Consider the following 24,936-nt stretch of genomic DNA (forward strand, 5'->3'; position numbering starts at 1 on the left):
TTAGCTGCGAACCGACCGCATAACCCCAAGCAATTCTTTTGGTCGTCGGCGGGGATAGAGATCGTCTTGACTGTTGAGCATAGCTTGGCTCCTCGCTCGGGCCGGGCAGCCGAAATGTATGTCTCATCTGGGTTGGTGCTTGATAGCAAAAGCCGAGGGAACTGAGTCCCTCGGCTTGGTCAACTTAGGTAGTGCGTTCGGGTCAAGAGAATTTTCTAGAGCGCGACCGGTCCTTCGAGGATTGCGAAGTCCGATGCACCCAAGCTGGCTCCCGGCACGCCCAGCAGAATTGCTAGCTGTACGCCGCCCGCCGCGATCGTCGCGTCGGCTTCGCCACCGATGCTCAGGTCGGAAAACTCCATGATGCCTTCGATGCCGGCAATGCCGATGACGTCTTCGCCACTGGTGAAGTCGGTAAGGGTATTCGGTGCCTCAGGCAAAATAGCGCTCGCGATCCAAAACTGGTCGGCGTCGCCACCACCAGTAACGGTGTTGTCGCCATCGCCGTTCGGGAAGAAGAAGCGGTCTTCGCCCTTACCACCAGATGCGCGGTTGTTCGTGCCCAGGAAGAAGTCGTCGTTACCGCCGAGACCGTAGACGCGGCTGCTGCCGCCACCTACGAGTGCGTCGATGGTGTCGGGACCGTTGCCGCCCACGACGCGATCGCCCTTACCGGCGAAAAATTCGTTGCTGCCAGACCCACCATAGAGACGGCTGCCGCCACCGCTGGAATTGTCGATCGTGTCGTCACCGCTGCCGCCGAAGACCGCTGCGTTGGTGCCGTCGAAGTCACCAGCTTCCGAGTCCAGCGTGTCGTCAGCGAATCCGCCGAAGACCGCCTGGGGCGGCACGTATGCGGCGGTGGACCCCAGACCGTCAGCCAGCGCCAACGGCGTATCGAGGAAAATCTGAATGATTTCGTTGTTGTCGATATCCGGACCGCGACCGACAGAGAAGGGGTAGTTGTTGTCGTTGGCAACCAGAATCGTGTTCTCGTCCAAAACGAGCACGTCTTCGATCGTTACGAACGGGAAGTCGAAGGTAGTCTCGCCGTCGCCGTTGAGATCGTTGGGGTCGTCGATGTCCAACAAGTCAACGACTTCTTCCTTCTCCACGAAGCCCTCATCATCCACTGCGGACAAGTCGATCTTGAAGATCTTCTTGAACTGTGCCGACTCGCCCTGACCGCCATCGCGTTCGATGACCAAGAACTCATTGTCGTTGATGGGGGTGAGGTCACCGATCGCGTGGTTCGGCTCCTCTAGTTGGTAGAGACCCGCCAGCTCGTCTGCAAACGTACTGGTCGCCACGTCGAACTCGTAGATGCGGATAGATCCTTCCGGGTCGCCGAACACCGTGCCTTCTAGCATCGGGTAGAGCGTATTGCGATCGGGGCTGAAGCCCATACCCTCGTAGCCACGCGATTGCCGCAGGTTGGGCTCCTCGACGTTGTTCGGAATCAGCCCTTCAAGGACCGTGCGCCCGGTGCGCGTGAAGTCGGTGAAGACGCCATCGACGCCGAGGTCGAACAGCTGGCGGAACTCGTCGCCGGGAGACTGAGGCGTGCCGTCGGGGTTGAGGGTGAGGTTGGGTTCTTCGTCCCGCAGGGTGTACGGGTGGATCTGCATCCCCGCATCGTGTGCGAAGTCGATCAGCGGGAAAACCTCACCGGTCAACTGGGTGCGGATCTCTGCCTCACCATCGCCATTGCCATCTACGGGCGGGTCGATCGACTCGCGCAGCAGGATATTGTTCTTCCACGGACCGAGACCCGAGGCATACTCGGAGATCGCCGCGATCGCCGCAGCATTAGCCAAGTCGCCGTAGGTGGGGTTCTCGAAGTCAATGAATTCCGTCAAGTTGCCGTAGATTGCTTGAAGTTCGGCTTCGCTGAGACCGGAGTTGGCAACCAAGTCGAACGGGACGGAGAAGCCGCCACCGCCTTCGTTGATAAAGCTGCCAGTGGTATCGCCGAAGAGTTGCACCAGCGGGATGTTACCGATGCCTGCAGCGTCGAGCTGCTCTGCCAGGTCGAGCAGATTGGCAATCTCGAAGGACTGGATGAAGATGCGGTCCGGATCGGTGAAGCCGTTATCGAGCAGCGTTTGAACCAGCGGCTCTTCGAGGGACAGACCTTGCTCGTCAAAGAAGGTGGGGTGTTTTGTTTCCGGGTAAATGCCGATATCGCGACCGGCAAACGGGCTGACTTCTTCCACCAACTCGATGACTTCCTCGAAGGTTGGAATCTCGAAGAGTCCGTCGAAGGCAGGGCTGCGACCGGCACGCGGTTGAACGGCGCGCAGTTGCTTGATTTCCTCGAGGGTGAAGTCCTCGGCGAAGTAAGCTGTGACGTCTTCGCCGTCCAGGTTCTTGGTGGACTTGCGCTCGGGACCGAACACGTCAGCTACGTTGGTGGTACCATCGAGAATCGGCTCGTGGCGGGCGATCAATACCCCATCGCTGGTGGTGACGAGGTCGGGTTCGACGAAGTCTGCGCCTTGGTAGATCGCCAAACGGTAGGCTTCGAGGGTGTGCTCGGGGAAATCGCCGCTCGCGCCGCGGTGGGCGATAATCAGCGGGGTCTGACCGTTGAGGGTGTTCTCGAAGTCGAAGTCCGGGTTCTGGGGCGATCGCACCTCATCAGCCACCAACCGATCGCGAACCGGATCGCCGGTCCGTGGGAAGTCAGTGAAGAAACCGTCTGCACCGAGCTCGATGAGCTGCTCGAACTCCTCCTCGGGTGTTTGCGGCGAGCCGTCGGGCTCTAATGTGAGGTTGGGCTCTTCGTCGCGCAAGGTGTACGGATGAATCTGCAACCCGGAGTTGTGGGCGCGCTCGATCAGCGGGAAGATTTCCCCAGTCAGTTGCGAGCGAATCTCGGCTACGCCGTCACCGTTCCCGTCTACCGGGGTGCTGAGGGGTTCCCGTAGGAGGATGTTGTTCTTCCAAGGACCGATGCCCGAGGCGTACTGGGCGATCGCGTCGATCGCCGCTTGGCTGGTAAGGTCGCCGTAGGTGGGGTTCTCGAAGTCGATGAATTGGGCCAGGTCCCCGTAGATTGCCTGGAGCTCGGCTTCGCCGAGATCGGCATTGACGATCGCGTCGTAAGGAACGGAGAAACCGCCGCCCCCTTCATTGATGAATTGACCTGACGTGTCGCCGAAGAGCTGCACCAGCGGGATGTCGCTGAGTCCGGCAGCGTCTAGTTGCCCTTGCAGATCGAGCAGGTTGGAGATCTCGAAAGACTGGATGAAGATCCGGCTCGGGTCGGTGAAGCCCGTGTCCTGTAGGGTTTGGATTAGCGGTTCTTCAAGGGACAGACCTTGTTGGTCGAAGAACGTGGGGTGCTTGGTTTCAGGGTAGATGCCGACGGCTACGCCCGTTTCGAATTCAACCTGTTTGACCGCTTCAATGACTTCTGCAAAGGTCGGAATCTCGAAGAGATTGTCGAAGGATGGGTCGCGGCCGGCACGAGATTGCACGGCGCGCAGTTGTTTGATCTCCGCCAGGGTGAAGTCCTCGGCGAAATAAGCCGTGACATCTTCGCCATCCAGGTTCTTGGTGGACTGGCGCTCGGGACCGAATACGTCGGCTACGTTAGTCGTGCCATCGAGAATCGGCTCGTGACGGGCGATTAAAACGCCATCGCTGGTAATAACCAAGTCCGGCTCGACGAAGTCAGCACCCGCCGCGATCGCCGCGAGGTAGGCTTCGATCGTATGCTCGGGGAAGTCGCCGCTGGCTCCGCGGTGCGCGATTACGAGGGGTTCCTGACCGTTGAGGGTATTGAGGTCCACCAAGCTCGGGGTCGGGATGGGTGCTTCCAGGAGCACGCCCTCGCTGTCAAAGTGCAGCAAGAACGGACCGAACTCGTCTCCAATCCAAAAATCGGCGTTGTTATCAATAACGAACGATTCGATGTCGAAGTCAGCACCGGTCAGCAATCGCGACTCCGTATCTTCGTTGATAATATCGAACGGAATCAACCCATTGGGGTCGGAAAGCCCCACGAATCCCAGAACATCTACACTGCCATCACCGGATTCCGAGCCGACAAAGCTGGGGTCGACGCGATAGAGCCGCAGTAAATAGTCGGAGCTGTTATCTTGCGAGCCAAAACCGTTATCGGACAGGAACCAAAAGACCTTATTGGTGTCGAACTGGACGCCGCTGAAGCCTTGAACAGGTTGCCCTGGAAAGGGCCCCATCCGGCCGTTCGCAGAAATACCTTCCCCAGCTGGCGGACCGGCAGCAAATGTATCGGCAGGAAGCGACGCGAAACCAACGAGCTTAGTCACAATTATGTTCTCCTGTTCTCATTGACAAACCGACTGAGAAACGCTCTCAATACGCTTGAGATGTATTGCTCAAAACGCATGCAGGTTAGTCACCCCCACAGGGTTCCATAAAGGCGTTAACAAGGGATTATGGGCTCATTAAGGACGCCTTGCAGTGAAGCCTAACCATCGCCGAAATCCCTATAGGGCACCTTGAAGAATTGCCGGATTGTGGTGCCCGGTGGCTGAAGTGCCCCTACTGCTATGACGACCTTAGGACTACAGTGACTTAATCGAAGTGCTTTAAAGGGCCTGAGAGGATTGTCAAGATACCGGCGAGCCTCAGAAAATCGATCCTTTTTTTTGGGATAGATGCCTCGAGCAGTTGGCTACGGAGCCGCGATCGTTCCTGTCAATTCCCACCAACTTTCATTTCGTTAGCCATGACCTCTCGATATTCTGCTGCGCTCAGTTTGTGCTGATGAGGGTAGAGATGTTCTCATATCGGTTCAAAGGTTGACTGGACTCCCTGGGGTAGTGACGCAGCCAGGGGCGGGGGAGTCAGGGTACCGATCCCAACTCAAAGAATTTTCGCGACAGATAGAGCGTCGAGAAAGACGTCATATCCCGCGAACGCTGCCACAACCTCTGGTTAAGTCCGTCGAGCAGCTGCACCAGCTTGCTCTACATTTACTCAAAGCCCTCAAACACTTCCCAGTGCCGGTCTCGCTGCAAGTGCTTTTCACACTTGCTCGTGGGATTGAGCTCCGGATAGAACGGCGGCTGGAATAGCAGCATCACGTTCTCAGGTAGCACCTGAATCATGGCCGTATGCAGGCGACCCTTGTCCACGTGCAGGATCGGCAAAGTCAACCGGATAAACTTTCGGCAGCTCCTCAAGAATACGCAGGAACACCAGCTGACGCTTGGGACACCTGAATGATATGGCTCACGCCCGTTGCTGGTTCCACCGCGGCGCCCGACCAAAATGCCTTGAACTTCTACTTCCATTGCTCCAATCGCATCACACCGGGCAGCGTGAGGCGACGACTCATCGGGGTCATCAGACCGAAGTAACCCTCATCTTCCTTGACGAAGCGGATGCGACCTTTGAGTGGCTTCTGACCCAACCCGTGCTCCGAGAAGTGGCAGGTCCGTCCCTAAGTTTTTGATGGCGCACGCCGCGCTTGCCTCTGCCGACGATGGCGCGATCGCGGTAACTTCAATTTCGCTTGCAATGCTAGAGCATTAAATGATGGACAGTGGACTAGTTGGACTCAACGCTCAGCTGGTTGCGCAGCCATAACTGAATCTGCGTGTAGCCCTCGAACCAGCTCCCTGGGCCCGAAAGTTGCTTATGGAGGCAGCGCAACGCCCAATCGGGAATGACACGCGACCGACCGGGGCTAGTGGACCGCCCCATACTTGCCGAGCAGTTGATGGTCGTGGCAAACCGCCCTGGCGATGCCGTGCCAGCCTGCGCTGGAGCGAGCCTCGATGTTTGCCCAGCACCCTCGCGCGGCCGAGACCGTCAACTGCTCGTCTGGACCCAGGTAGAGCGCTTACAAGCGCTCTTTCGCTGACGAATGCCTCTCCGAGTGACGGAATGCCTGGAGTTCCTGGATCCTCTCGCGAATTTCAACGTGAGTGACGCCACTCATAGAATTGCCTCAGGTCGCCGATCCCTCCTCTATCATCCGTTACTCACTTTTTTCAATTTAGTAAGAGATCCTTCGAGGCGCTGCCGACTAGTTGGCAGCCCGCCAGTCATACCTTACGAGCTGGGCAATCCAGTCCGGCGCACGGTTTGCCCGGAGGCAAGTTCGCCGCTGCTGCGGGTGATGTAGGCTTCGCCTGGTTCGAGCCCCGCTAAGATCTCGACCCGGCCGTCAACGCGATCGCCCGTGCGGACTGTTCGCGCTTCCACGATCGTTTCGGTGCCTGCGTCGATATCGGCAACGATAAAGATCGTCGGCTCGCCGGTTTCGGCACTCAGTTCCAGAGCCGTTTGTGGTACAAACGGTCGCGGTGCGGTTTCGGTTGCAAAACTCACGCGGGCCAGCGAGCCGCTGCCGATTGCGCCATCGGGGTTGGGAATCGTCACTTCCACAGGCACGGCACGCGTTGCAGCATCGGCAACAGGCGAGATGCGGGTAATTTGCCCGGCAAACTCGCGATCGGGCAAAGCATCGAGGCGTACTTTTGCGGGCTGTCCGACCCGGAGGTTGGCACGATCGCGATCGGGAACGTCGACGATCGCATGGATAGCACTGAAATCGCCGAGGACCATCAGCACTTGACCGGAGTCGATGAAGTCGCCGGGCTCAACCATACGCTCGATCGCTACAGCGGTCAGAGGTGCTGCGATCGCGGTGAACGATAGGCGTTCCCGTGCTTGGGCCACAATCGCCTGCTGCGACTCCACGCGCCGCTCGGCAACGGCGATCGCTTGCTCGCGGGTGCGCACCGACTCGCGAGCGGCTCGCAAAACTTGTTCGGCAGTCAGCCTTTCCGTTTGGGCCTGCTCGGCTTGCTGCGTGGCAATCGCGCCGCGTTCTGCCAGTTGCTGAAAGCGATCGGCATCGGCAGTGGCTTGCTGCAAGCGGGCGCGTTCTTGCTCCACAAAGGCTTCAGCATTAGCAAGCTCTGCCCGCGCTGCTGCCACCTCAAATTGCCGCGCGCTCAGCTCGGCTTCGGCTTCCGCCACAGCCGTTCGTAGCAGATCGGCATCGAGGCGTGCCAAGATTTGCCCAGCCCTCACGCGATCGCCAACATCGGCAGCGAGTTCTAATAACTCGCCGCTAGCCTGCGCCCGCAGGGTTACTTGCTGGACCGGTTCGGTCGTCCCGAGATAAGCGGGCGGAGCGATCGCTGCTTCGGCAGTCGCCACCGCAACTGCAACAATGACCGGCTCGTCGTCGGGATCCTGAGATTGAGCCTCGGCACGCGAAGTCGGACCGCTTGTAATCGGATCGTCCGCACAGGCAGTCGGCAACAGAACCAGTCCTGCCATCAATGCCCAGTGCGTGCCTTTTCGCGCCGCACGGGTCTGTTGCTTCGCGATCGCCTGCCACGTAACCATCTTGCCTCCAGCATCATCGATCCCAGCTACTCCCCAGGTCGCGAACTTAGACCTGCTGCAGTCGCATCTGGTTGACTTATAGCAAGAGCCACTCAGATTAGGATCTTTTGAGCTTGGGGCATGGGATGGAGATAGTGGAGGATCTTTTCACCCTACCTTCTAACCAGTACGGAGATTGCTAGAGATAATTTTGTAAGCAGAGATGTCTGGAGGTCGCGATCGCTCTGGCGCCAATTCTCAGCGGAGTAATACAGATGCGATTTCCAGATCGCCACACGGACCGCAAGCGTGGACGTAGCGACTGCGACCCGGTTGCACACGATCGCCTTGACGGCCGCCGAGTCGGATCGACATGTCCCGACCGATTTCCTCCGTGACTTATTGCCTGAATCCCGATTGCAAGCAACACCAGAACCTACCCAACAGCTTCCACTGCAATAGCTGCGGTGCGGCGCTACTGCTCGGAGATCGTTATCGGCCCCTGCGCCCGTTGGCATCCGGCGGGTTCGGTCGGACTTTCTTGGCCGTTGACGAGCGGGAGGGCTGCCGCTGCGTTGTCAAGCAATTCGTCCCGCCGCGCTCCCGCCGCCGATCGGAGCGATCGCGCACGGCGGCCGAGCTATTCCGTGCTGAGGCCGAACGCCTGCGAGAGTTGGGACGGCACCCACAAATTCCCGCGCTCTATGACTATATCGAGCGGGACGGCTATCAGTTTATCGTGCAGGAATACGTTGAGGGGGAAAATCTTGCAACCATGCTGGCGCGCGAGGGTCCCTTTCGCGAGCGCGACATCCGCAAGCTACTGCTGGGGTTGCTGCCCGTGCTGGAGTTCGTCCACCAACAGCGCGTCATCCATCGCGACATCAAACCCGAAAATATCATTCGCTGCCGGGGTGCTGACGGCGATCGTCTGACGCTCGTTGACTTCGGTGTGGCGAAGTACGCTACCGAGACGGCTCTCGGGCGAACGGGAACGCTTGTCGGTTCGGCCGGTTACGCAGCTCCAGAACAAATCTACGGCAAGCCGGTCTTTGCCAGCGATCTATACGCTCTCGGTGTCACTTGCTTGCACCTCCTGACACAAATGGAGCCGTTTGACCTCTACGACCCCGTCGGCGGCGGCTTGTCATGGCGGCAGTATCTCACCCACCGTCCCGTCAGCGCCGATCTTGGCACCATCCTCGATCGCCTGACTGCCACGGCTACGCGCGATCGCTCGCCAACGGCCGCTGCTGCCCTGCGCGACTTGCAGCAACCCACGCGGCGTTTGTCCCCACTTGCCCGTCGCCCGCGGCGCAGGCAACCGCAGTCCCGCATCTTGAAGGGAAACATCGGCGCGATCGCGTCTCTAGCCTTCGCACCCGACGGGCGAACCCTGGCTGCGGGCGGCAACCGCACCGCCGGGAAACCTGCCGCGATCGCTTTGTGGGATCCCGTCAGCTCGGTTGCAGTCGGACGCTTGAGCAGCAGCGCAGCGCGCGTGTCTGCTCTGGCATTCGCTCCGAACGGCAAACAGCTGGCAGCGGTTGCCGGCGAGCGGGCTGTCCGGATCTGGGATTTGACCACGGGAGACGCCGCACGCGCGATCGCCCACCCTTCCCCAGTGACGACCGTGCAGTTCTGCCCCCAGGGAGAAAAGCTGCTTACCGGCAGTACCGACGGCCTCGTTCGATTGTGGGATAAGCGCTGGGAGATGACACGGACAGGACTTGAACGCAGCTGGTTCATCAACCCTGGCGCTGGTGCCATCCGCTCGCTCGCCATCAGCCCGGATGGGACGCTACTCGCGATCGGGACAGATGCTCCTGGAATCCAAGTGTGGGCTATTCCTTCTCGACCTGAAACCGGAATGGCGATCGCGAGCGAGCTAAACCGTACGCTCCAGGGACATGCTGACTCGATCGCAGCCCTCGCCTTTGCGCCGGATGGAACCCGACTCGCGAGCAGTAGCGGAGACTGGGATGGCTCGGTGAAGCTTTGGGATGTCCGGGACGGCTGCCTCTTGGCAACGCTATCGGGTTGCACGGGAATGACGCGCGCCCTTGCCTTTACCCCTGACGGACGCACGCTGGCAACCGCTGGCGACGATCGCGTCATTCGTCTGTGGGACGCCCGCACCGGTCGCTCCCGCACTCTGCAACTAAAAGGTCATATTGCCACCGTCAACGCGCTCGCCTTCAGCCCCGACGGCCGCATGCTCGCCAGCGGTAGCAACGACGAAACGGTTCGACTCTGGACGTATTTTTAGCCCTAAACGCACCTGGTCGTTGGCGCTCTCTCACCTGCGATTGGCTCGAAAGAGTTAGAAAGGGGAAATAAAATGATGTCCTTACCAAACTACCTGAACCTCGACGTTTCCATTTGGTTGTAACGCTTCGACCTGCCCATAACCAAATCTACTGCCGAGTCGCTGCAAGAAACTGCTACTTGCTCGGCTATCCAACTGAGGTCGTAATTGGCACCAATTTGCACAATGCCTAACACTGATGAGGCAAAGAATCCCTTGGAATGGAGGATCCAGATCTGCCATCTCCCACATCACTTCCTAGAGTTCCCATGAGATCCTGCGCTGGAACCGCGCAAGGTTGGCAATGGGTTGAAGAAGATTGTGAGGACGAAGGCAGAACGACGGAAGCGACATTCATTTGCGAGTGGAAAGGTGAAGTACTGTCGGGTCGAAATACAGCAATTTGGGGTCAAGAAAATTTTGGAAGATGCACGGAGCCAGCTGATGCAAAAGAGGATCGCTCGCAAGCCCCTAAGTCGCTTTTTTTGTGGCATGCGGACCATCGTCTCGAGGCGGGCCGCTCTTTTTCCCGCAACCCATGAAACCGTTTTTAGCGCCACTAGTGATGCCAGGTGACGCCGTTTCTCTTGCCGATCTCATTTGTTTGTGGCATGGCGGTCGTTAGAGACTCTTACTCCGTCTCGGTATTTGGCATGAAGGTGTCTTTGGAAGTGCGAGCTAACATCAGTACTTTAAGAAACAAGGTGCCGAACACGCTCTCGTTTCCATTGACTTGCCTTGAGAAAACCACTCCTTATTGGAAGTGACTTACGAGCCCACGCGCGCCAAGTTTGGCAGGATCGAACAGGAAAAATCCTTTTAAGGGACTGCTGAATCTAGGTGCAGACGTCAGGCTTCTCATCTTTCTGGCCATCGACCTTCCTGGGTGAAGGTTTGTTTCGTTCTCGAGCTTCGCGGAGGTGGTTCAGTTATCCTTGCGATGGAGAAAGTAGTTCTTGCAGCACGAGATTTATCGCTCATTGCTAGAGACTAGAATTGAAGATGCGTCTCAATCCTCTTCTTTCTTGCACAGCTTTAGCCCGGGTTCTAGACACCAGATTTTTAGGAGAAACGGACATTGCCATTTCTAGTCATTGGCGCGATCGCTTTCATCATTGCCGGCATTGTTTTAAGGCAGTGGCGCAGCACGCTGGGGGATAGCCGAGCCATGCTGGCTGCTGAAACGTACAACGTCTCAAACCTAGAAGAGCTGAGTCGCGCGATCGCTGACGAACTGGGTAGTGCTGGTTCCTTCAGACAAACTGCTGAAGTCAAGGGTATCATCCATTGCGAACAGCCCCTCATGTCGGAGTTGTCGCAGCGTCATTGTGTTTACTCGCGCACGAACGTTATCGAACAATGCGAGCACACTTACTACGAAGAGGATGGTGAAGGCAATAGCGAACGAAAAACTCGTGAAGAGTCCAATACCTTAGCAGAGAGTGACCTAAAAATTGACTTCCAGCTCGAAGACGATACCGGCACGATTCAAATCAGTCTTGATGGTGCTGAAATTGATGCCATTGAGGTCGTAGATCGCTTCGAAGTGAGTCGCGGGGAATCTATCTCCTTCGGAGGTTTTAGTTTCGATCCGACCAATCGCCTGCCAGTCGGAACCGACAGCAAGCGGATATTAGGATATCAATTCAATGAATGGATTTTGCCTGTCGGTCAATACGTCTACGTGCTCGGAGAAGTCAGCGATAGCGACGGTATTTTAAAAGTTCAAAAACCATCCAATCCTGGGGACCGATTCCTCATTACTTATAAGACTGAAGAGCAGTTGACTCAACACAAGCAGTCCGTTGCCCGCAAGCAGCAAATTGGTGGTTTTGTAGCATTCGCTGTTGGGGTGGTCTGCGTTATTGCTTGGTTGATGACGGGGAACTAATACTTGCTTCCCGTAGCAGTGCTGCCACCACCACGGCGCGTGGGATTAACGCTTGGGCTGTATCTGCACTATCCGCTATGTCTACGTCGGAGAACCTATGTCTGTTTGTCGGTATTGAAGGCTAAAGCGATCGAATCTAGGAGACTACCCTCCATACCTAACATCTCCACACCCGGCACGATCGATTTCAGTGATTCGATTGCAGCAGTGTTCTGGAATTTTTGAAATGAGGCGCTGTGCGCGCTCTTCAAGACGATCGCGCAGAATCCCGTGCTGGACCATGCGGGCAGATCTCGTCTCCACAGCCTTGCAGTTTAGGGTTTTAGGATGATAGCATTCGAGGATGGTTGAGGTTCTTGGCGTCAGTCCGCCCTCATTTTGCTGGATTGCCCCAGAGCCGAAGTCCCGCATTACAGTAGAGTGGACGGCCGATCTGTTGGGTGTCGTGAGGCAGGCGCGATCGCCTGCACCCGACCGCAACCAAACCTGCAAGGAGGAAACGCTGTTGACCGTTGCCACGAGTCCAATCGATCGGAGCCACTTCGAGCAACCGGCACTGCCGCAGCTGCCGCACCCCCATCCGCTGTTGCTAGTCGGTCACGGTACGCGTGATGCCCAGGGCCGACAGGCATTGCTAGATTTCGCGCGCATCTACGCTGACCTCGACTCATCGCGCCCTGTAGTGCCGTGCTTTCTGGAGCTAACGACGCCAAGTATCCAAGATGGGGTCGATCGCTGCGTTGCTGAAGGTTATACCGAACTTACCGTTTTACCGGTGTTGTTGTTCGCCGCGCGCCACAATAAGTTTGATGTGACGGGCGAACTCGACCGCGCGCGGTTGCGCCACCCGCAGATACAGATTCACTACGGTCGGCACTTCGGTATTGCCGCCGGGATTTTGGATCTATGGACGGCACGACTGGCCGAACTGGACCGGCCCGAATGCAACCCCCTTCAAATCGCGCGATCTGATACCGTTTTGCTATTTGTCGGCCGCGGCTCCAGCGACCCGGATGCCAATGGCGACGCTTGTAAACTCGCGCGGTTGCTTTGGGAAGGGAGTGGTTATCGCGCTGTAGAAACCTGCTTCGTCGGCATCACCCACCCGCGCCTAGAAGAGGGCTTCGCGCACGCGCGCTTATACGAACCGCGCCGCCTCGTCGTGCTCCCGCACTTCCTGTTTACGGGCGTCCTCGTTAACAAGATTGCGGCGTTTGCTGCCGCCCAACAAGCGCAATTCCCAGAGACCAAGATCGCCTGCCTGCCCGAACTGGGAGTGCAGCCAGAACTGCTGCAAGTGCTTCGCGATCGCGAAATCGAAGCGCAGCTCGGGCAGGTGCACATGAACTGCGAGGCTTGCAAATTCCGCCGTGCTGCCGAGAACGGTCTCGAGTCACACGGCCATCACCACCACGATCGCGGGCACTCACACCATCACGGCGACGACCCCTGCGCAACCCGCGAGGGCTACCACGAGCGTGCCTGGCAAACGCCCTGATAAGGAGGACGCATGAGTGAGGAACTAGAGAGCAGCAGTCCTTATCGCATCGGCGAAAAAGTTCGGATCGTTGCGATGCCCGCCTATGTTAAGACTGCGGAGCCAATGCCGATGCTGCGCCCGCCCAGCGTCATCCGGCTTGGCGAAGAAGGTACCCTGGTCGATCGCCGGCCGGGTGGCTATTGGTGCGTCCGCTTTCCCAAAGGCACGTTCCTAATTGAAAGCCGGTATTTCGAACCCGCACAACCGCCTCAGGCAACGCCGCCAGAGTCTCATACCTGAAACAGCCCGTCCGAGTCGTTCAGCTCGCGGCATGCCCAGCAACTGCAAGCTCTTGCTAGTCTGGAGCGCTCTCTCGATCGGGCTCCTCGTCGATAGCTACTTCCTCAGGTTGGCGGGATGGCTTCGAAAATCCCCAGGCGAAAACTGAAGCAACTACTACCACCAGTGCCCACTGCGGCGGCACCAAATCGTGTGCAATGACCCGCGCGAGCAAACGCAACCCGACAAAACCTACCGTGATGTAGCCCGCCGTTTCTAAGTTTTCGAACTCGTCCAACCAACGGATGAACAATCCTGCCAGAAAACGTAAGGCTACCACGCCGATTAATCCGCCGGTCAGGACCAGCCATACGCGGTCGGACAGAGCGATCGCTGTGGTTACACTATCGAGCGAAAACGCCAAGTCTGCCAGCGCGATCGCCGGAACTGCCTGCCAGACATTGGCAAACTGATGGCCGTGATGCCGGTGCTTGTCGTCCTCTTCGGAAGCGAAGAAATCGAATACCAGCCATAGCAAATAAGCTGCGCCGAGCAACTCGAACTGCCAAAACCGAACCACCCAAGCAGCCGTCAAAATCAGCGTGACGCGCAAGGTGTACGCCACCACCAAGCCAATATTGAGTGCGCGCCGCTGCTGTTCCCGCGAATGCAGTCCCTGGGCAATTGCTGCCAAGGCGATCGCGTTATCCGCCGATAACACGGCTTCCATCAGTATCAGCACCAGTAACAACAGCGGTACTTCAGCACTGATGTCGAGTGGGGAATTGAGAATCCGGTCGAGCATTGGCTAAGGGGCGCGGGTGAGCGAGCGAACGGGCGGCAAAAGTGACGTTTTGCAGCGAAAACTGTAATAATACTCAGCTTAACGCGGTCTGGATCGATCCTAAAGCCGTTCGACAGCAGTTTTTTGGGAGATATTGTAATGACAACAGCGTGGCGATCGCGCGGTCGGCATTTGCTGGCTTCAGGAGTGGCAATCATGCTAGCAGTTCTGGTTGCTCGGGCGATCGCGCAGCCGGGCAATTGCCTCAGCAACTTTCTATAGTCCGTCGTTTGAGTCACATCGCCGGGACCAGCCGCAGGCGATCGCCCAGAGGCCTGCCAATTCCAGCTCGCCAACAGACGCTCGATGTCGAGCCAGCCAATATGTCCGCCGTGATGCCAGCGTGCCATGTGCAACTAACGCGCACGCAGTCTCTCGAAAGAATGAGGACCTTTACAAAGAGATCTTAACTAGCACATCTGCCCGCATTTTCCGACTGAAACTTCACCATCAAGGAATGAGAAGTATTGACGCTAATCTTATCTAAGATCGAGCAATTGTTCGGTTGACTTCGATGCTTGAATCGGTAAAATGTGGAACCCGAAAAAAATCTGGATTCCAGGTTCCTGCTCTCAGAAGTGGTATTGCACCAATCGTTTCCGACAAACGCAAGTGTTGTCGAGGACACTCCCCGCGCGTACCAGCTAGCGTGCGCCCGATCCTTGGCGGTTTTATCCCAACAGCAACCCCGATCTACTTGGTGTCTTCCCATTCCGGGTTGAGAGCTCCCAACCTGGCAACCGCTTACCGCTTGCCGACAACCGTTTAACTAGGGCTTGCTGAAAAAGTCCACAAAGTGAATTTAGGGGACAGAGAGCTCATGAAATCAGGCTTTCGCCATCTAGCCCCAGATTTTCGCTCCTAGATTTCGGCTCAAGTGCAAGGGTTTTGAGGCTCTAGCAACCATAACCTTGCACTTCTCTGACGCAGAAAACGCTGGAACCTTCTCGCTGAAACAATTCCAGCCTTTTTCAGCAAGCCCTAACTATTACCTCGGAACTGGCTGCAAGTCAGGCGATCGCGGAAATGCCGGGGGAGGGCATCTATGCTATGTTGTGTTTGAAACTCCTGCTGGGTAAGGGTGACGGCTGGTAAGTCGATTCCGCAACGTCTGCCCCACAGAGCCATCGCCTGCCGACAAGTGTTGTGCTTAGGGTAGAGCGATTCAAGATTGTGTGGTGAGGGCGCGCGGTTTAAGCCTGCATACAGAGGAAGATTTAGGAGAGTCAAAACATGGCACTTGCAAAATCGATCGCCGCACAATTGAAGCAGTGGTTCCCCGCCCAATCCGTTAGCGCTCACTGCGACGGACCTTGTGGCGTTTACGATCCGGCATCTGCACGCATTGCTGCAGAAGCAGTCGTGTCGATGACCAAGAAAATTCTCGATCTCGATCCGGCAACCACTGCCGATTACGAGAACACCGTCTCTCGCTATATAGCGATTAAGGAAGAGCAGGCGCAAATTACCAAGGACGAACTGCTAATCTTGTGGACGGATTACTTTAAGCCCGAGCACCTGGAGCAGTATCCTCAACTTCACGAGAAGTTCTGGAAAGCTGCCAAGCTCTGCTCGGCGTGTAAGGTGAATGTCGATCTGGATAAGACTCTCGAACTGATGAAGTCCATCAAAGACGTACAGGAAATCTTCTGGGCGACCAAGGGTCGTAACGACGTATCTTGGTACGTGGCTAGCCCAGTGGCAGCCGTCTAGGTCTCTGATTCAGACAGTTTGGAGTATGTTGGCAGCGGGATGACGGCATTCCTTTCCAGTGCATCTCCGGTCGACTTGATCCTCTGGCTATGTCGGCGGCGGCAGCGATTCCAGGTAAGCGGTGAATCGATGCTGCCGCTTTTGCGTGCGGGAGATGAGGTGCTTGCCGTGCCGAGCCTATATTGGCGCGCGCCATTGAGGCCGGGCGATCTAGTCGTGCTAAACCATCCGTATCGACCTACCCTGCTCGTCATCAAGCGCATAGAACAAGTGACTCGCGAAGGCAATTACCGCGTATGTGGCGATAACCCAGCGGCAAGTAACGACAGCCGTCAGTTCGGCGCCGTGCTTCCCGAGACAATTGTCGGTAAAGTCGTGTGCCGGTTATGAGGAGGTCTTGGTACGTCATCAGGTGTGGCGAGAATTGCAGGCGAGCGATCGCGCAGCAATGCAGCGGGATTGCTATGGCGTCGGGCAGAATTTGCGCTCGCGGGCGAGTTCGGGGGTTTGCCATTCATAAGAAAAGTGACTGACCGCTTGGATTTGCGGGAAGCGGCGGTGGAGGTCGTTCATCTGCGCTTCCAAGGGCGGGCGGTTGTCGTAAGAGCGACCCCAGTCTCCAGCTAACGCAGGAATGATCCGAGTACCGCTCGGAGCGCGATCGACGACCCGTTGGACTAAATCGGAAATACAGTCGGTTTTACCACACACACCGTAGGACATGGCGTGCCACTCCAACGTACTTGGAAACTTCGCCCAGGGCTGCAGGCGCGAATCGAATCCCTGCGCACCAACGATTTGATTGCCATCTGGGAAAAACACCGCACCAGCTGGCAGTCCCCGCTGTCGCACGGGCTGCGCTGCAGCATTCAAGAAATCGATTACGCCTTGGGCAGCATGGGCCACACTCAAACGCCATAAATCGCGTTGGAGAGCAGAGCTACCCGATGGACGACCCTGCCAGCGAGCCGGCCCGCTGCCGAGTTTGTCGGCCGCATTCAGATCGTCAGCCGTTAGGTACCCGCGCTCCAGGTAGCGCTCGATCAACAAGCGGCTCTTGGCGTTCTCGGCTCGTGCCAGCAGCGCCGCGCGCGAAGCATCGCTGTAAATCCACAGATCGGATACCGTGTCGGCAACGGAGTCACCGCCAATCCCGCGCGGGTAGCGAATGTAGTCGAAGAGCACTCCGTCCGGCTGCCGCTGCAGCACGGCTTGCACCAACCGGGCGTAATCCTGTCGAGCCAGCAGGTGATAGGGATCGACAAATACCTGCGAAGCGTTGGGAATAAAGTCCAGGGTGTTCTGACCCCTCCCATTAAGAGCTAGAGCCGGCTGCCTCTCGGCATCTTGAGTATAGGAATAGCCGAAGTTGAGGGAAAACATCCAGGCATACACGCGCAGCCCGCGCTCGCGTCCCTTGGCGATCGCCTGGGCCAGTAAATCCACTGACTCGGTACCGGGCGCCCGCAACGCGGACGGCCAGGGTGTTGGATTATCCTCAACCGGCAGCAGCACCTGTCCGTCGTAAAACGCTTCGACGTAAACCTGGTTGTAGCCACGCGCAACGATGTCGTCGAGGATGGCATCGACGGCACCCGTTTGTAAATCGCAGGGATACAATCGCAACCAAATTGCTTGCTGGGGCGGCCAGGTCTGGCGGCGGCATTGAGCAAGCTGGCGCGCGTGCTCTTGCAGCAATTCGTTGTATTGCTGGCGAGCATCCGCATCGCCGGCGATCGCGGCATCCCTTAACTCGGACTGCTGCTCGATGGCATCGGCAGCAAAGTGACAGTTGGCGTCAGGGCGAGCGGCCATGGCAGGCGGGGCAGCGGCCGCAATTGTGCTGGCTAGAGCCGCAAGTGACAGCCAACCGCGACAACGGCGAAGAGCAGAAGAGACAACTGAGGAACGGAAAGGCATAGCACGACAGTTGCGACACGTCCCAATAGCTTTAACTAATGACGAGCTGCGGGCCAGGACGTGCCTGCGCGCGGCTGCCGATCGCCGCATTGTTGCAAATGGTTAGAGCATCTGCCAGGAGAGAACGGTCTGGTGGGACGTCGGTGCGGCCGCGCACCCTAGGCGCCGCGTTGAAGGGCGCGCTCCACCTGAGCGAACTCCTGATTCAAGCGCTTCTCGATCTTCTCGGGCAGCGGTCGGCCGATCGCGTACGGCGAGCTATAGTAACCGGCAAGTGCATTAAGAGCCGTTTGCATTGTCGTAAACGAACGCAATCCGGCAACGCTATTATCGCGGCGATAGCGAGCAGCGTAGTCGTTGATTTGCAAACGGACAGTATCCTGAAGGTCGGCGCGTCCGGCATCGTCTTGCGACATAGCGATCAACGTTTTGAGGTTGTCGAGCAGCGTCATGGTGTCTTGGCGGTAGTTGCCGGAGAGGCCGGAGCCGCTGTCGATGCCGCAGCCCAGTACGCCGATCGCGAAAACAGCTGCCAGCACGAAGACACACAATCGACGGAGCGCGAGCTTGATATCCATAAAAAGCGTTCTCAACTTGAGGCACAACAATAGGCTCGATCCTACCGCGTTATTGGGATCGGGCAAATCCTTGTGGCGCAGGTCGATCCCCAGCAATCTGCCAATGCTTTTCCCGACGATCCGTGCAACGGCAGTGAGAGCGATCGTCTAATGCGGCGGCTTCCAAATTCTCGGTCTCGGCAAACTCTCCAACTCGCGACCCATATCAACATCTGGAAATGTAGCAGTTCAGAGGCTGCTAAAAATACTTCAAGTCTTCTCCGAGTCTGGATCTGGGTTTTTATTCTGGAGATGGTTCCGACCAACCTTTCCATTGGCATATCGACAACCGGAAGCGTCGTTAGTTTAGGTCAGCATCGGAAGTTTAGGTCAGCATCGGACCGCCAGTCATCCGCTGATAGCGCCGCTCCAGTTCCGCACGTAGGTCGGGATGGGTGCCGAGGTCGCGATCGCGATCTAGCAATTCCTCAGCAGCTTCGCGTGCCAGATCCAACACATCTTGGTCGTCCACGAGACTTGCCAGGGCAAAATCCGGCAGGCCCGACTGCCGCCGCCCCAGCACCTCGCCCGGACCCCGCAACCGCAAGTCCATTTCGGCAATGAAGAACCCGTCCTGCGATTGCGTCAAAACTCCCAACCGCTGGCGCGCGTTGTCCGTTGCGGACGCCGATACCAACAAACAGTAAGACTTGTGCGAGCCGCGACCGACGCGACCGCGCAACTGATGCAGTTGGGACAGCCCGAAGCGTTCGGCATTTTCCACCTGCATGACTGTCGCGTTGGGAACGTCAACACCCACTTCGATCACGGTCGTCGAGACGATAATCTGCGTTTCGTTGGCGCGAAACGCCGCGATCGCCGCCTCCTTATCTGCCGAACTCATGCGTCCGTGCAATAAGCCCACGTTGAATTCTGGAAACACTGCTGCTTGAAGGCGATCGCGCTCCTCGATCGCCGAGCGCACGTCGAGCTTCTCCGATTCTTCGACTAGCGGCAGCACGATGTAGGCTTGCCGACCCTGCACGATCTCGCGGAGGATCGTGTCGTAGGCTTGCGACCGTTCTTTGCTGGTCAATACCGTCGTCTGAATCTCCTGGCGTCCGGGCGGCAGTTCGTCGATTTGCGATACATCTAGATCGCCGTGCAGGGTCAGTGCCAGCGTCCGCGGAATTGGCGTTGCCGTCATGGTCAATACATGAGGTGACTGTCCTTTATCGAGGAGACGCGATCGCTGCTCGACGCCAAAACGATGTTGCTCGTCGATAACTGCCAATCCCAGCCGCTGGAAGTTCACGTAGTCTTGAATGAGCGCGTGCGTGCCCACGAGCAGCGGCAGTTCGCCGGTTTCCAATTGCGAGCGAATCTGCTTGCGCTTCGCCGCCCGCGTCGAGCCAGTGAGCAACTCCACGGGGAGATGTAACAGGTTAAACCACTCAACAAGCTTGCGATAATGCTGTTCGGCAAGAACTTCTGTGGGTGCCATGAGCGCGGCTTGAAAGCCGGACTGAATCGCTGCGAGGATGGCAAAGACGGCGACCACGGTTTTCCCCGAGCCGACGTCGCCTTGCACCAGACGGTTCATCGGTGTCGATGACTGTAAATCCCGCAAAATGTCGCTAATGACGCGCTTTTGTGCCCCGGTAAGTTCGAAGGGCAAAATCGTTTTGAACTGGTTGATGAGGTGGCCGCTGGGGTCGAGAACGGCACTGGTTTGCTCGGCTTGCAACTGCCGCCGCCGGCGCAGGAACCCGAGTTGCAGAAAGAAGAATTCATCGAAGACCAACCGCCGCCGCGCGCGCGCGATCGCGTCGGTATCGACTGGGAAGTGAATGTCCGCAATCGCCTGACTCAAGTCGAGTAAGTCGTATGTTTGCCGCACGGTTGCAGGCAGCGGATCGCTTAAGTGTTTGGCGGCAGGCAACGCAGCGGCGATCGCGCGACGGACGGCATCGGCGGGGACGCCTTCAGCGAGCGGATATACCGGCAGGACGCGCCCGATCTTCTCCGAGACCGGTCCGCGTTCGGAGCTATCAATAACCTCGATTTCCGGGTTGTCTAACGTCAGGCCGTAGCGGTTTTTCTTGACGAGTCCCGATGCCGCAGCCAGCGACCCAACTTGGTATTGGCGCTTGAGCTTTTCTTGCCAGCCGCGGTTGGCGTAACGAGCTCCCGCGTAGAAACGGCTAATTTTGATCCGCCCGCTGCGATCGCGCAACTGCAGTTCGAAAATAGACAACTTCGGGTTGCGCGGACTGGTGAAACAACTGCAGTGCGCGATCATGCCCACGATCGTCACCGTTTCGCCCGCGACCAACTCGGCAATGGATACTTGCCGGGCATAATCGACATAATCGCGCGGGTAATAAAATAGCGCGTCGCGGACGCTGTGCAGTCCGAGCCGCACCAGATGGCGCACGTGTCGCGTTTGCAACCCGCCCAGTCCCTGCAGCGGGCGGTCGAGGGGAATGTAAGGCGTATCCGATTCGCGGACGGTGCTGGCGGGTGGCGGCACCTGTGACGGGATCGCTGTCGCACGGTCGGGCACCTCGGATCCGCGAGCTGCAAACTCCCCAGCATTCACCGACGCTGCGTAATCATGGAGGTCGCGCAGCAACCGACGCGCAACGGCAAGCAGCTGCTGGCGATCGCGCGGGGTCATGTCCGGATACATTGCAAATTCGCGTGCGAGTTTGTGCCAGCGGTGGCATTGCTCTGGCGTTGCCGTGTCTGGCGGCAGCTGCCCGAAACTCAAGCACAGAAACTCATGGAAGCGGTACTGCCGGCCGGCAAGGTTGCCAAACCCGCGATCGGCTTCCACTTGCAAGGCTTTATGCAGTCGATCCCAATCAGGCGTTTGCATCCCGTCTTTACTGACTGCCTTGGCAATGCCTTCAATTTAGCAACTGCCCTCACCGCGGTTCGGGCCGTTCGCTCGGTCACCTTATTCGGTCTGGCACCGCCCGGGCCATCGCGGTGCCGTTGCCCGGGCGCTTGCACCTTTCCGTCGGGCTAGTCTTCGAACCACGTCGCGCGCCACGCTGCTTCAGCTCTGGCAACCGAGCGCGCGCGACGCAGGTCGCGTGCCCTGCGCCGCAGCGGGCTCAAGCGTTCGAGTAGCGAACGCACGTCTGCGCGCTGCGCGCTGAGGTCCGGATCGGCAAATTCGATTTCTACCAGACGCAAGCGAATTGCCGCGATGGGAGTCGTTACCGCTGGCACCTCGCGATCTTCAAACTCGGGTTCCTCCCCACCATCTGTAGCCCTTGCAGACTCGTCCTTGCCAGGAACTTCTAATACAAAGCTCAGCGTGTTCGGCGGGTCGCTGCCTGCCTCGGACTCATCTGCATCCACTGCTGCAGCAAGAACTGGCTTCGGCACTTGCCCAGGCAACACCCCTGCAGTTTGGAGCAGTGTATTTGCTTCTCCTGACAATGACTTAAGCGTCTGTGCGATCCTCTGCTCTCGCGCTTGACACCAAAGCATCAGTGCTTCGGGATTGACCTGTATCTGTTCGCCAAGTGCTGCTTCAAGCATGTCGGGACGCAGCTCTCCTGATTCGGTTGCCAGCGATGCTTCGTCATCACCAGCTCGCTCGGCATTGGCACTGGTACCATCGGGTTCGGTTGACGGCAGTGCGCTCCCTGCGGAAACGATCGCCGCACGAGCTTGCTTACCGAGCTGGCGCAGATCCTTCTGTAACTGCTCGCGTTGGTCGCCCCTCAACCGCAGAAAGGCTTCTGGATATCCATGCGTACAGATCTGATAACTTGCCTGGGCAAGCTGACGCGGAAGCGCGTTACCTAATGCGTTCAGGTAATCGTCGTAAACCTCACGAATGCGAGCTGCTAGCTCTGTCACCGCTTGCACTAGCTGCGCTTGGTCGCGTTCGATCTGCTCGAGCGATCGCGTCATAAGGTGATTGAAAGATGTGTTTGGAATGCCTGAAAGCCCACCAGATGCCCGGTCGCATCAGCCCGATCGCACAGCTGGCAGGCTCGGCTTTTCGTTCGAGGAATTGCTCGCGCCCTGGTTTTGGGAACGTGTGGGTTGCAGTCGCCTGCTTTGATTGCCGGCTATTCTGCCGCCTTGCCGCCTTCCGCTGCGGTGCTGGAGTCCCCACCGAGGACGAAGCGCGCGAAGCGGTTTACACGAATGTTCTCGCCGAGTTGCGCGATCGTCTGCTTGACGTGCTCGCTAACGGTAATACTCTGATCGCGTAGGTAAGGTTGATCCATTAGCGATAGCTCTTTAAGACGCTTTTCAACCCGACCGGCAACGATCTTTTCCTTAATATTGGCAGGCTTCTTGTCGAGGTCGTCGCGACCCATTTCGATTTCTTTTTCCTTCTCAACGATGTCTTTAGGTATGTCGTTGGTGCTGACGTACTCGACGTTGGAATAAGCGGCTACTTGCATGGCAATATCGCGAACGAGGGACTGAAACTCCTCGCGACGCGCCACGAAGTCCGTCTCACAGTTGACTTCCACCAGTACGCCGATTCGCCCGCCCGTGTGAATGTAACTGTCGACCAAACCTTCTGCGGTTGTCCGACCGGCTTTCTTGTCGGCGGAGGTAATGCCCTTCTGGCGCAACCATTCCATGGCCTTAGTCGGATCGCCGTCGGATTCCTTCAGCGCCTTCTTGCAATCCATCATGCCAGCGCCAGTTTTCTCGCGCAGCTCTTTGACGAGTTTTGCCGATATGTCCGCCATGTTGCTTCAGTATCCTTTCCTAGACAGTCCGACCCGAACTGCGGCTTAGCTGCAGTTCGGGAGCAATATTGGGTTGCGATGGCTCGTCGGCCAGGCGATCGCGTTGCTTCGACGATTCCCGACCGTGCCGGAACTCTGGGAGCAGTGTACCACTGGATGCAGTGCCTCGTCGGATCGCCCGAACTGTCACCTGCTTCCTGCACGTACGCCACCTATCCCTTGCCCTTCCTTGCGTACCTTACTCTTCCTCGCCGCTCGGTTGGTTACCCTCGTCGTCGGCGTATTCGTTCATCCCACCTTCGAACTCCTCGTACTCTCCGACATCACTGCCTTCAAGGGTGCCGTGGCGTCCTGCGTAAATAGCATCGGCGAGCTTGCCTACAATCAGCTTGACCGACCGAATAGCGTCGTCGTTGGCTGGAATGGGCACGTCTACCAAACTTGGGTCGCAATTGGTATCGAGCAGCGAAACAATGGGGATGCCGAGCTTTCGGCACTCCTGAACGGCATTGTGTTCCCGGCGCTGATCGACGATCACTACCACATCGGGAACGCGTCGCATCATCTTAATTCCGCCGAGGTACTTGCGGAGCTTATCCAACTCGCGCCGCAACATGGCTGCTTCTTTCTTGGGACGACGATCGAGCGCGCCGCTTTCCTCAAGGCGTTCGAGTTCTTTGAGACGCTCGACGCGAGTCTTAATCGTTTCCCAGTTCGTCAGCATGCCGCCGAGCCAACGCTGGTTGATGAAGTAGGACCCGCAGCGGGTTGCTTCCTGGGCAATAATCCCAGCTGCTTGGCGTTTGGTACCGACGAACAGTACGCGTTCGCCGCGCTCCGATGCGTCGCGCATGAAGGAATATGCTTCCTCCATCAATTGAGCGGTTTGCACCAAGTCAATAATGTGGACGCCATTTCGAGCCGTGTAGATGTACTTCGACATCCGTGGGTGCCAGCGGCGGGTTTGGTGTCCGAAGTGGACGCCTGACTCAAGTAGTTCTTGTAAGCTAATGACTGCCATGAACGCGAATTTGACTCCTTGCTCGGGTTTTCAACCTCCATCCAGGCGTATTTATCAAGACTATAGAGCTATAGAGCTAGTACTTGGTAAACACCCGAGCCCTAGATGTGCGATTTTTAGACAACCCTTCTAGGATAGCACTCAGTCCGGTCACACATTCGGCGTCAATTCCTGCCGATACTTTACCGAAAAGGTCGGTTGGGATACTTAAAAAAACAGGGTAACTGTACGGTAAGGGTGTTGCGGGTGCAGAAGCCTTACTAGCCATCCTCTTGGAGGTTATCTGTCGAGAAAAGCCTGAGCCACGAGTCAAGTTAGCATCAACGGCAACATTACCAAGCAAATTGCCGCTTCACTCAATGCTGATAACCTGACACTCTGATGCCGAATCCGTAAAATTTGATACGAGTAGTAGGTGTCAGCATCGCGAGATGAGTCATTATGCCGGGAACGCTCCACATCCATATCGTCAAGTCTTTGTAGCTGGTGGGACGGGATCTCATCGCCTCGCTGACTGGGTGGCGGCGGCTCATCGACTAGCTAGTGTTTGCTGAAAAAGTCCACAAAACGAATTTAGGAGGCAGAGAGCTTATGGAATCTGGCATTTACCATCTAGCCCCAGCTTTTTGCCTCGGATTCTCGGCCCAAGTGCAGAGGTTTTGAGGCTCTAGTGCCTATAACCTTGCACTTTTCTGGCATAGAAAACGCTGAGTCCCTTTCATTGCAGAGATTCCAGCCTTTTTCAGCAAGCCCTAGCTATCCGTATCAGATCTTTAGGAGATTGACATGAGACATCTCCTGAAACCCCTGGAATCTGGCCACATGCTTGCGGGGTTTGAGGTACTTATGTCA

Annotated in this window: 21 protein-coding genes; 8 read left to right on the forward strand and 13 right to left on the reverse strand. The window is 57.3% G+C overall.

Annotated features, from left to right (window positions below):
- Positions 1-215 precede the first annotated feature (215 nt).
- The 3 genes from KR51_RS05910 to KR51_RS20900 form a co-directional block, all read right to left on the reverse strand.
- Complete coding sequence (locus tag KR51_RS05910) at positions 216-4,298, reverse strand: glycerophosphodiester phosphodiesterase family protein (RefSeq protein ID WP_022605856.1); 4,083 nt, start codon at positions 4,296-4,298, stop codon at positions 216-218.
- 669 nt (positions 4,299-4,967) lie between these two features.
- A complete protein-coding gene (locus KR51_RS19300) occupies positions 4,968-5,150 on the reverse strand; it encodes a hypothetical protein (protein WP_156914987.1) in 183 nt (60 codons plus the stop codon).
- Between the two features lie 128 nt (positions 5,151-5,278).
- Positions 5,279-5,407: a hypothetical protein gene (locus tag KR51_RS20900; protein ID WP_269634883.1), complete on the reverse strand. Its 129-nt coding sequence runs from the start codon at positions 5,405-5,407 to the stop codon at positions 5,279-5,281.
- Positions 5,408-5,662: 255 nt separating this feature from the next.
- Here KR51_RS20900 and KR51_RS05920 point away from each other — a divergent pair, with 255 nt between their 5' ends.
- Positions 5,663-5,860 carry a hypothetical protein gene (locus tag KR51_RS05920; protein ID WP_040655332.1) on the forward strand — a complete coding sequence of 66 codons (198 nt, stop codon included), beginning with the start codon at positions 5,663-5,665 and terminating at the stop codon, positions 5,858-5,860.
- A 191-nt stretch (positions 5,861-6,051) separates the two neighbouring features.
- On the opposite strand, the gene KR51_RS05925 is transcribed toward KR51_RS05920, so the two are convergent.
- Positions 6,052-7,359: an efflux RND transporter periplasmic adaptor subunit gene (locus tag KR51_RS05925; protein WP_022605857.1), complete on the reverse strand. Its 1,308-nt coding sequence runs from the start codon at positions 7,357-7,359 to the stop codon at positions 6,052-6,054.
- A 352-nt stretch (positions 7,360-7,711) separates the two neighbouring features.
- Here KR51_RS05925 and KR51_RS05930 point away from each other — a divergent pair, with 352 nt between their 5' ends.
- The 4 genes from KR51_RS05930 (at position 7,712) to sipA (ending at position 13,317) form a co-directional block, all read left to right on the forward strand.
- Positions 7,712-9,607: a serine/threonine-protein kinase gene (locus KR51_RS05930; protein ID WP_022605858.1), complete on the forward strand. Its 1,896-nt coding sequence runs from the start codon at positions 7,712-7,714 to the stop codon at positions 9,605-9,607.
- A 1,117-nt stretch (positions 9,608-10,724) separates the two neighbouring features.
- On the forward strand, positions 10,725-11,537 hold the full coding sequence (locus tag KR51_RS05940) for an E3 ubiquitin ligase family protein (RefSeq protein ID WP_022605859.1): 813 nt from the start codon (positions 10,725-10,727) through the stop codon (positions 11,535-11,537).
- Positions 11,538-11,880: 343 nt separating this feature from the next.
- Entirely contained in the window at positions 11,881-13,035 is a 1,155-nt protein-coding gene (locus tag KR51_RS05945; protein ID WP_022605860.1) for a sirohydrochlorin chelatase, read from the forward strand.
- 12 nt (positions 13,036-13,047) lie between these two features.
- Positions 13,048-13,317, forward strand: a complete 270-nt coding sequence (sipA, locus tag KR51_RS05950; protein WP_022605861.1) for a regulatory protein SipA — start codon at positions 13,048-13,050, stop codon at positions 13,315-13,317.
- Between the two features lie 55 nt (positions 13,318-13,372).
- Here the strand turns inward: sipA and KR51_RS05955 are convergent, their stop codons facing one another.
- Positions 13,373-14,101, reverse strand: a complete 729-nt coding sequence (locus KR51_RS05955; protein WP_022605863.1) for a TerC family protein — start codon at positions 14,099-14,101, stop codon at positions 13,373-13,375.
- A 138-nt stretch (positions 14,102-14,239) separates the two neighbouring features.
- On the opposite strand from KR51_RS05955, the gene KR51_RS20905 reads away from it, so the two are divergent.
- From KR51_RS20905 to sodX, 3 genes are all read left to right on the forward strand, one after another.
- Entirely contained in the window at positions 14,240-14,362 is a 123-nt protein-coding gene (locus KR51_RS20905; RefSeq protein WP_269634885.1) for a hypothetical protein, read from the forward strand.
- 1,011 nt (positions 14,363-15,373) lie between these two features.
- Entirely contained in the window at positions 15,374-15,853 is a 480-nt protein-coding gene (sodN, locus tag KR51_RS05960; protein WP_022605864.1) for a superoxide dismutase, Ni, read from the forward strand.
- Positions 15,854-15,892: 39 nt separating this feature from the next.
- Positions 15,893-16,243, forward strand: a complete 351-nt coding sequence (sodX, locus tag KR51_RS05965; protein ID WP_022605866.1) for a nickel-type superoxide dismutase maturation protease — start codon at positions 15,893-15,895, stop codon at positions 16,241-16,243.
- Between the two features lie 72 nt (positions 16,244-16,315).
- Here the strand turns inward: sodX and KR51_RS05970 are convergent, their stop codons facing one another.
- The 8 genes from KR51_RS05970 to rpsB form a co-directional block, all read right to left on the reverse strand.
- Positions 16,316-17,668, reverse strand: coding sequence for a family 10 glycosylhydrolase (locus KR51_RS05970; protein WP_022605868.1), 1,353 nt, complete (start codon positions 17,666-17,668; stop codon positions 16,316-16,318).
- A gap of 136 nt (positions 17,669-17,804) precedes the next feature.
- Positions 17,805-17,930 (reverse strand): hypothetical protein, encoded by a 126-nt coding sequence (locus KR51_RS20910; RefSeq protein WP_269634887.1) that lies wholly within the window; start codon positions 17,928-17,930, stop codon positions 17,805-17,807.
- Position 17,931: 1 nt separating this feature from the next.
- Positions 17,932-18,351, reverse strand: a complete 420-nt coding sequence (gene psb27 / locus KR51_RS05975) for a photosystem II protein Psb27 (protein ID WP_040655338.1) — start codon at positions 18,349-18,351, stop codon at positions 17,932-17,934.
- A 364-nt stretch (positions 18,352-18,715) separates the two neighbouring features.
- Positions 18,716-21,211: an ATP-dependent DNA helicase RecG gene (gene recG, locus KR51_RS05980; protein WP_022605872.1), complete on the reverse strand. Its 2,496-nt coding sequence runs from the start codon at positions 21,209-21,211 to the stop codon at positions 18,716-18,718.
- A gap of 149 nt (positions 21,212-21,360) precedes the next feature.
- Positions 21,361-22,263, reverse strand: a complete 903-nt coding sequence (locus KR51_RS05985; RefSeq protein ID WP_022605874.1) for a hypothetical protein — start codon at positions 22,261-22,263, stop codon at positions 21,361-21,363.
- 161 nt (positions 22,264-22,424) lie between these two features.
- A complete protein-coding gene (gene tsf, locus KR51_RS05990; RefSeq protein WP_022605878.1) occupies positions 22,425-23,063 on the reverse strand; it encodes a translation elongation factor Ts in 639 nt (212 codons plus the stop codon).
- A gap of 19 nt (positions 23,064-23,082) precedes the next feature.
- Entirely contained in the window at positions 23,083-23,253 is a 171-nt protein-coding gene (locus KR51_RS19305; protein ID WP_156914988.1) for a hypothetical protein, read from the reverse strand.
- Between the two features lie 48 nt (positions 23,254-23,301).
- Positions 23,302-24,084 carry a 30S ribosomal protein S2 gene (gene rpsB, locus KR51_RS05995; RefSeq protein ID WP_022605880.1) on the reverse strand — a complete coding sequence of 261 codons (783 nt, stop codon included), beginning with the start codon at positions 24,082-24,084 and terminating at the stop codon, positions 23,302-23,304.
- Between the last annotated feature and the right edge of the window lie 852 nt (positions 24,085-24,936).

It is taken from the genome of Rubidibacter lacunae KORDI 51-2 (assembly GCF_000473895.1).
Lineage (GTDB): Bacteria > Cyanobacteriota > Cyanobacteriia > Cyanobacteriales > Rubidibacteraceae > Rubidibacter > Rubidibacter lacunae.

Bases quoted from the DNA above. Each gene is read 5' to 3' on its own strand.
- KR51_RS05970 (WP_022605868.1), bottom strand. From the start codon at position 17,668: ATGGCCGCTCGCCCTGACGCCAACTGTCACTTTGCTGCCGATGCCATC.
- psb27 (WP_040655338.1), bottom strand. From the start codon at position 18,351: ATGGATATCAAGCTCGCGCTCCGTCGATTGTGTGTCTTCGTGCTGGCA.
- sipA (WP_022605861.1), top strand. From the start codon at position 13,048: ATGAGTGAGGAACTAGAGAGCAGCAGTCCTTATCGCATCGGCGAAAAA.
- KR51_RS05955 (WP_022605863.1), bottom strand. From the start codon at position 14,101: ATGCTCGACCGGATTCTCAATTCCCCACTCGACATCAGTGCTGAAGTA.
- sodN (WP_022605864.1), top strand. From the start codon at position 15,374: ATGGCACTTGCAAAATCGATCGCCGCACAATTGAAGCAGTGGTTCCCC.
- rpsB (WP_022605880.1), bottom strand. From the start codon at position 24,084: ATGGCAGTCATTAGCTTACAAGAACTACTTGAGTCAGGCGTCCACTTC.
- recG (WP_022605872.1), bottom strand. From the start codon at position 21,211: ATGCAAACGCCTGATTGGGATCGACTGCATAAAGCCTTGCAAGTGGAA.
- KR51_RS05930 (WP_022605858.1), top strand. From the start codon at position 7,712: ATGTCCCGACCGATTTCCTCCGTGACTTATTGCCTGAATCCCGATTGC.
- KR51_RS05985 (WP_022605874.1), bottom strand. From the start codon at position 22,263: ATGACGCGATCGCTCGAGCAGATCGAACGCGACCAAGCGCAGCTAGTG.
- KR51_RS05925 (WP_022605857.1), bottom strand. From the start codon at position 7,359: ATGGTTACGTGGCAGGCGATCGCGAAGCAACAGACCCGTGCGGCGCGA.
- KR51_RS05945 (WP_022605860.1), top strand. From the start codon at position 11,881: ATGGTTGAGGTTCTTGGCGTCAGTCCGCCCTCATTTTGCTGGATTGCC.
- tsf (WP_022605878.1), bottom strand. From the start codon at position 23,063: ATGGCGGACATATCGGCAAAACTCGTCAAAGAGCTGCGCGAGAAAACT.
- sodX (WP_022605866.1), top strand. From the start codon at position 15,893: ATGACGGCATTCCTTTCCAGTGCATCTCCGGTCGACTTGATCCTCTGG.
- KR51_RS20905 (WP_269634885.1), top strand. From the start codon at position 14,240: ATGACAACAGCGTGGCGATCGCGCGGTCGGCATTTGCTGGCTTCAGGA.
- KR51_RS05920 (WP_040655332.1), top strand. From the start codon at position 5,663: ATGACACGCGACCGACCGGGGCTAGTGGACCGCCCCATACTTGCCGAG.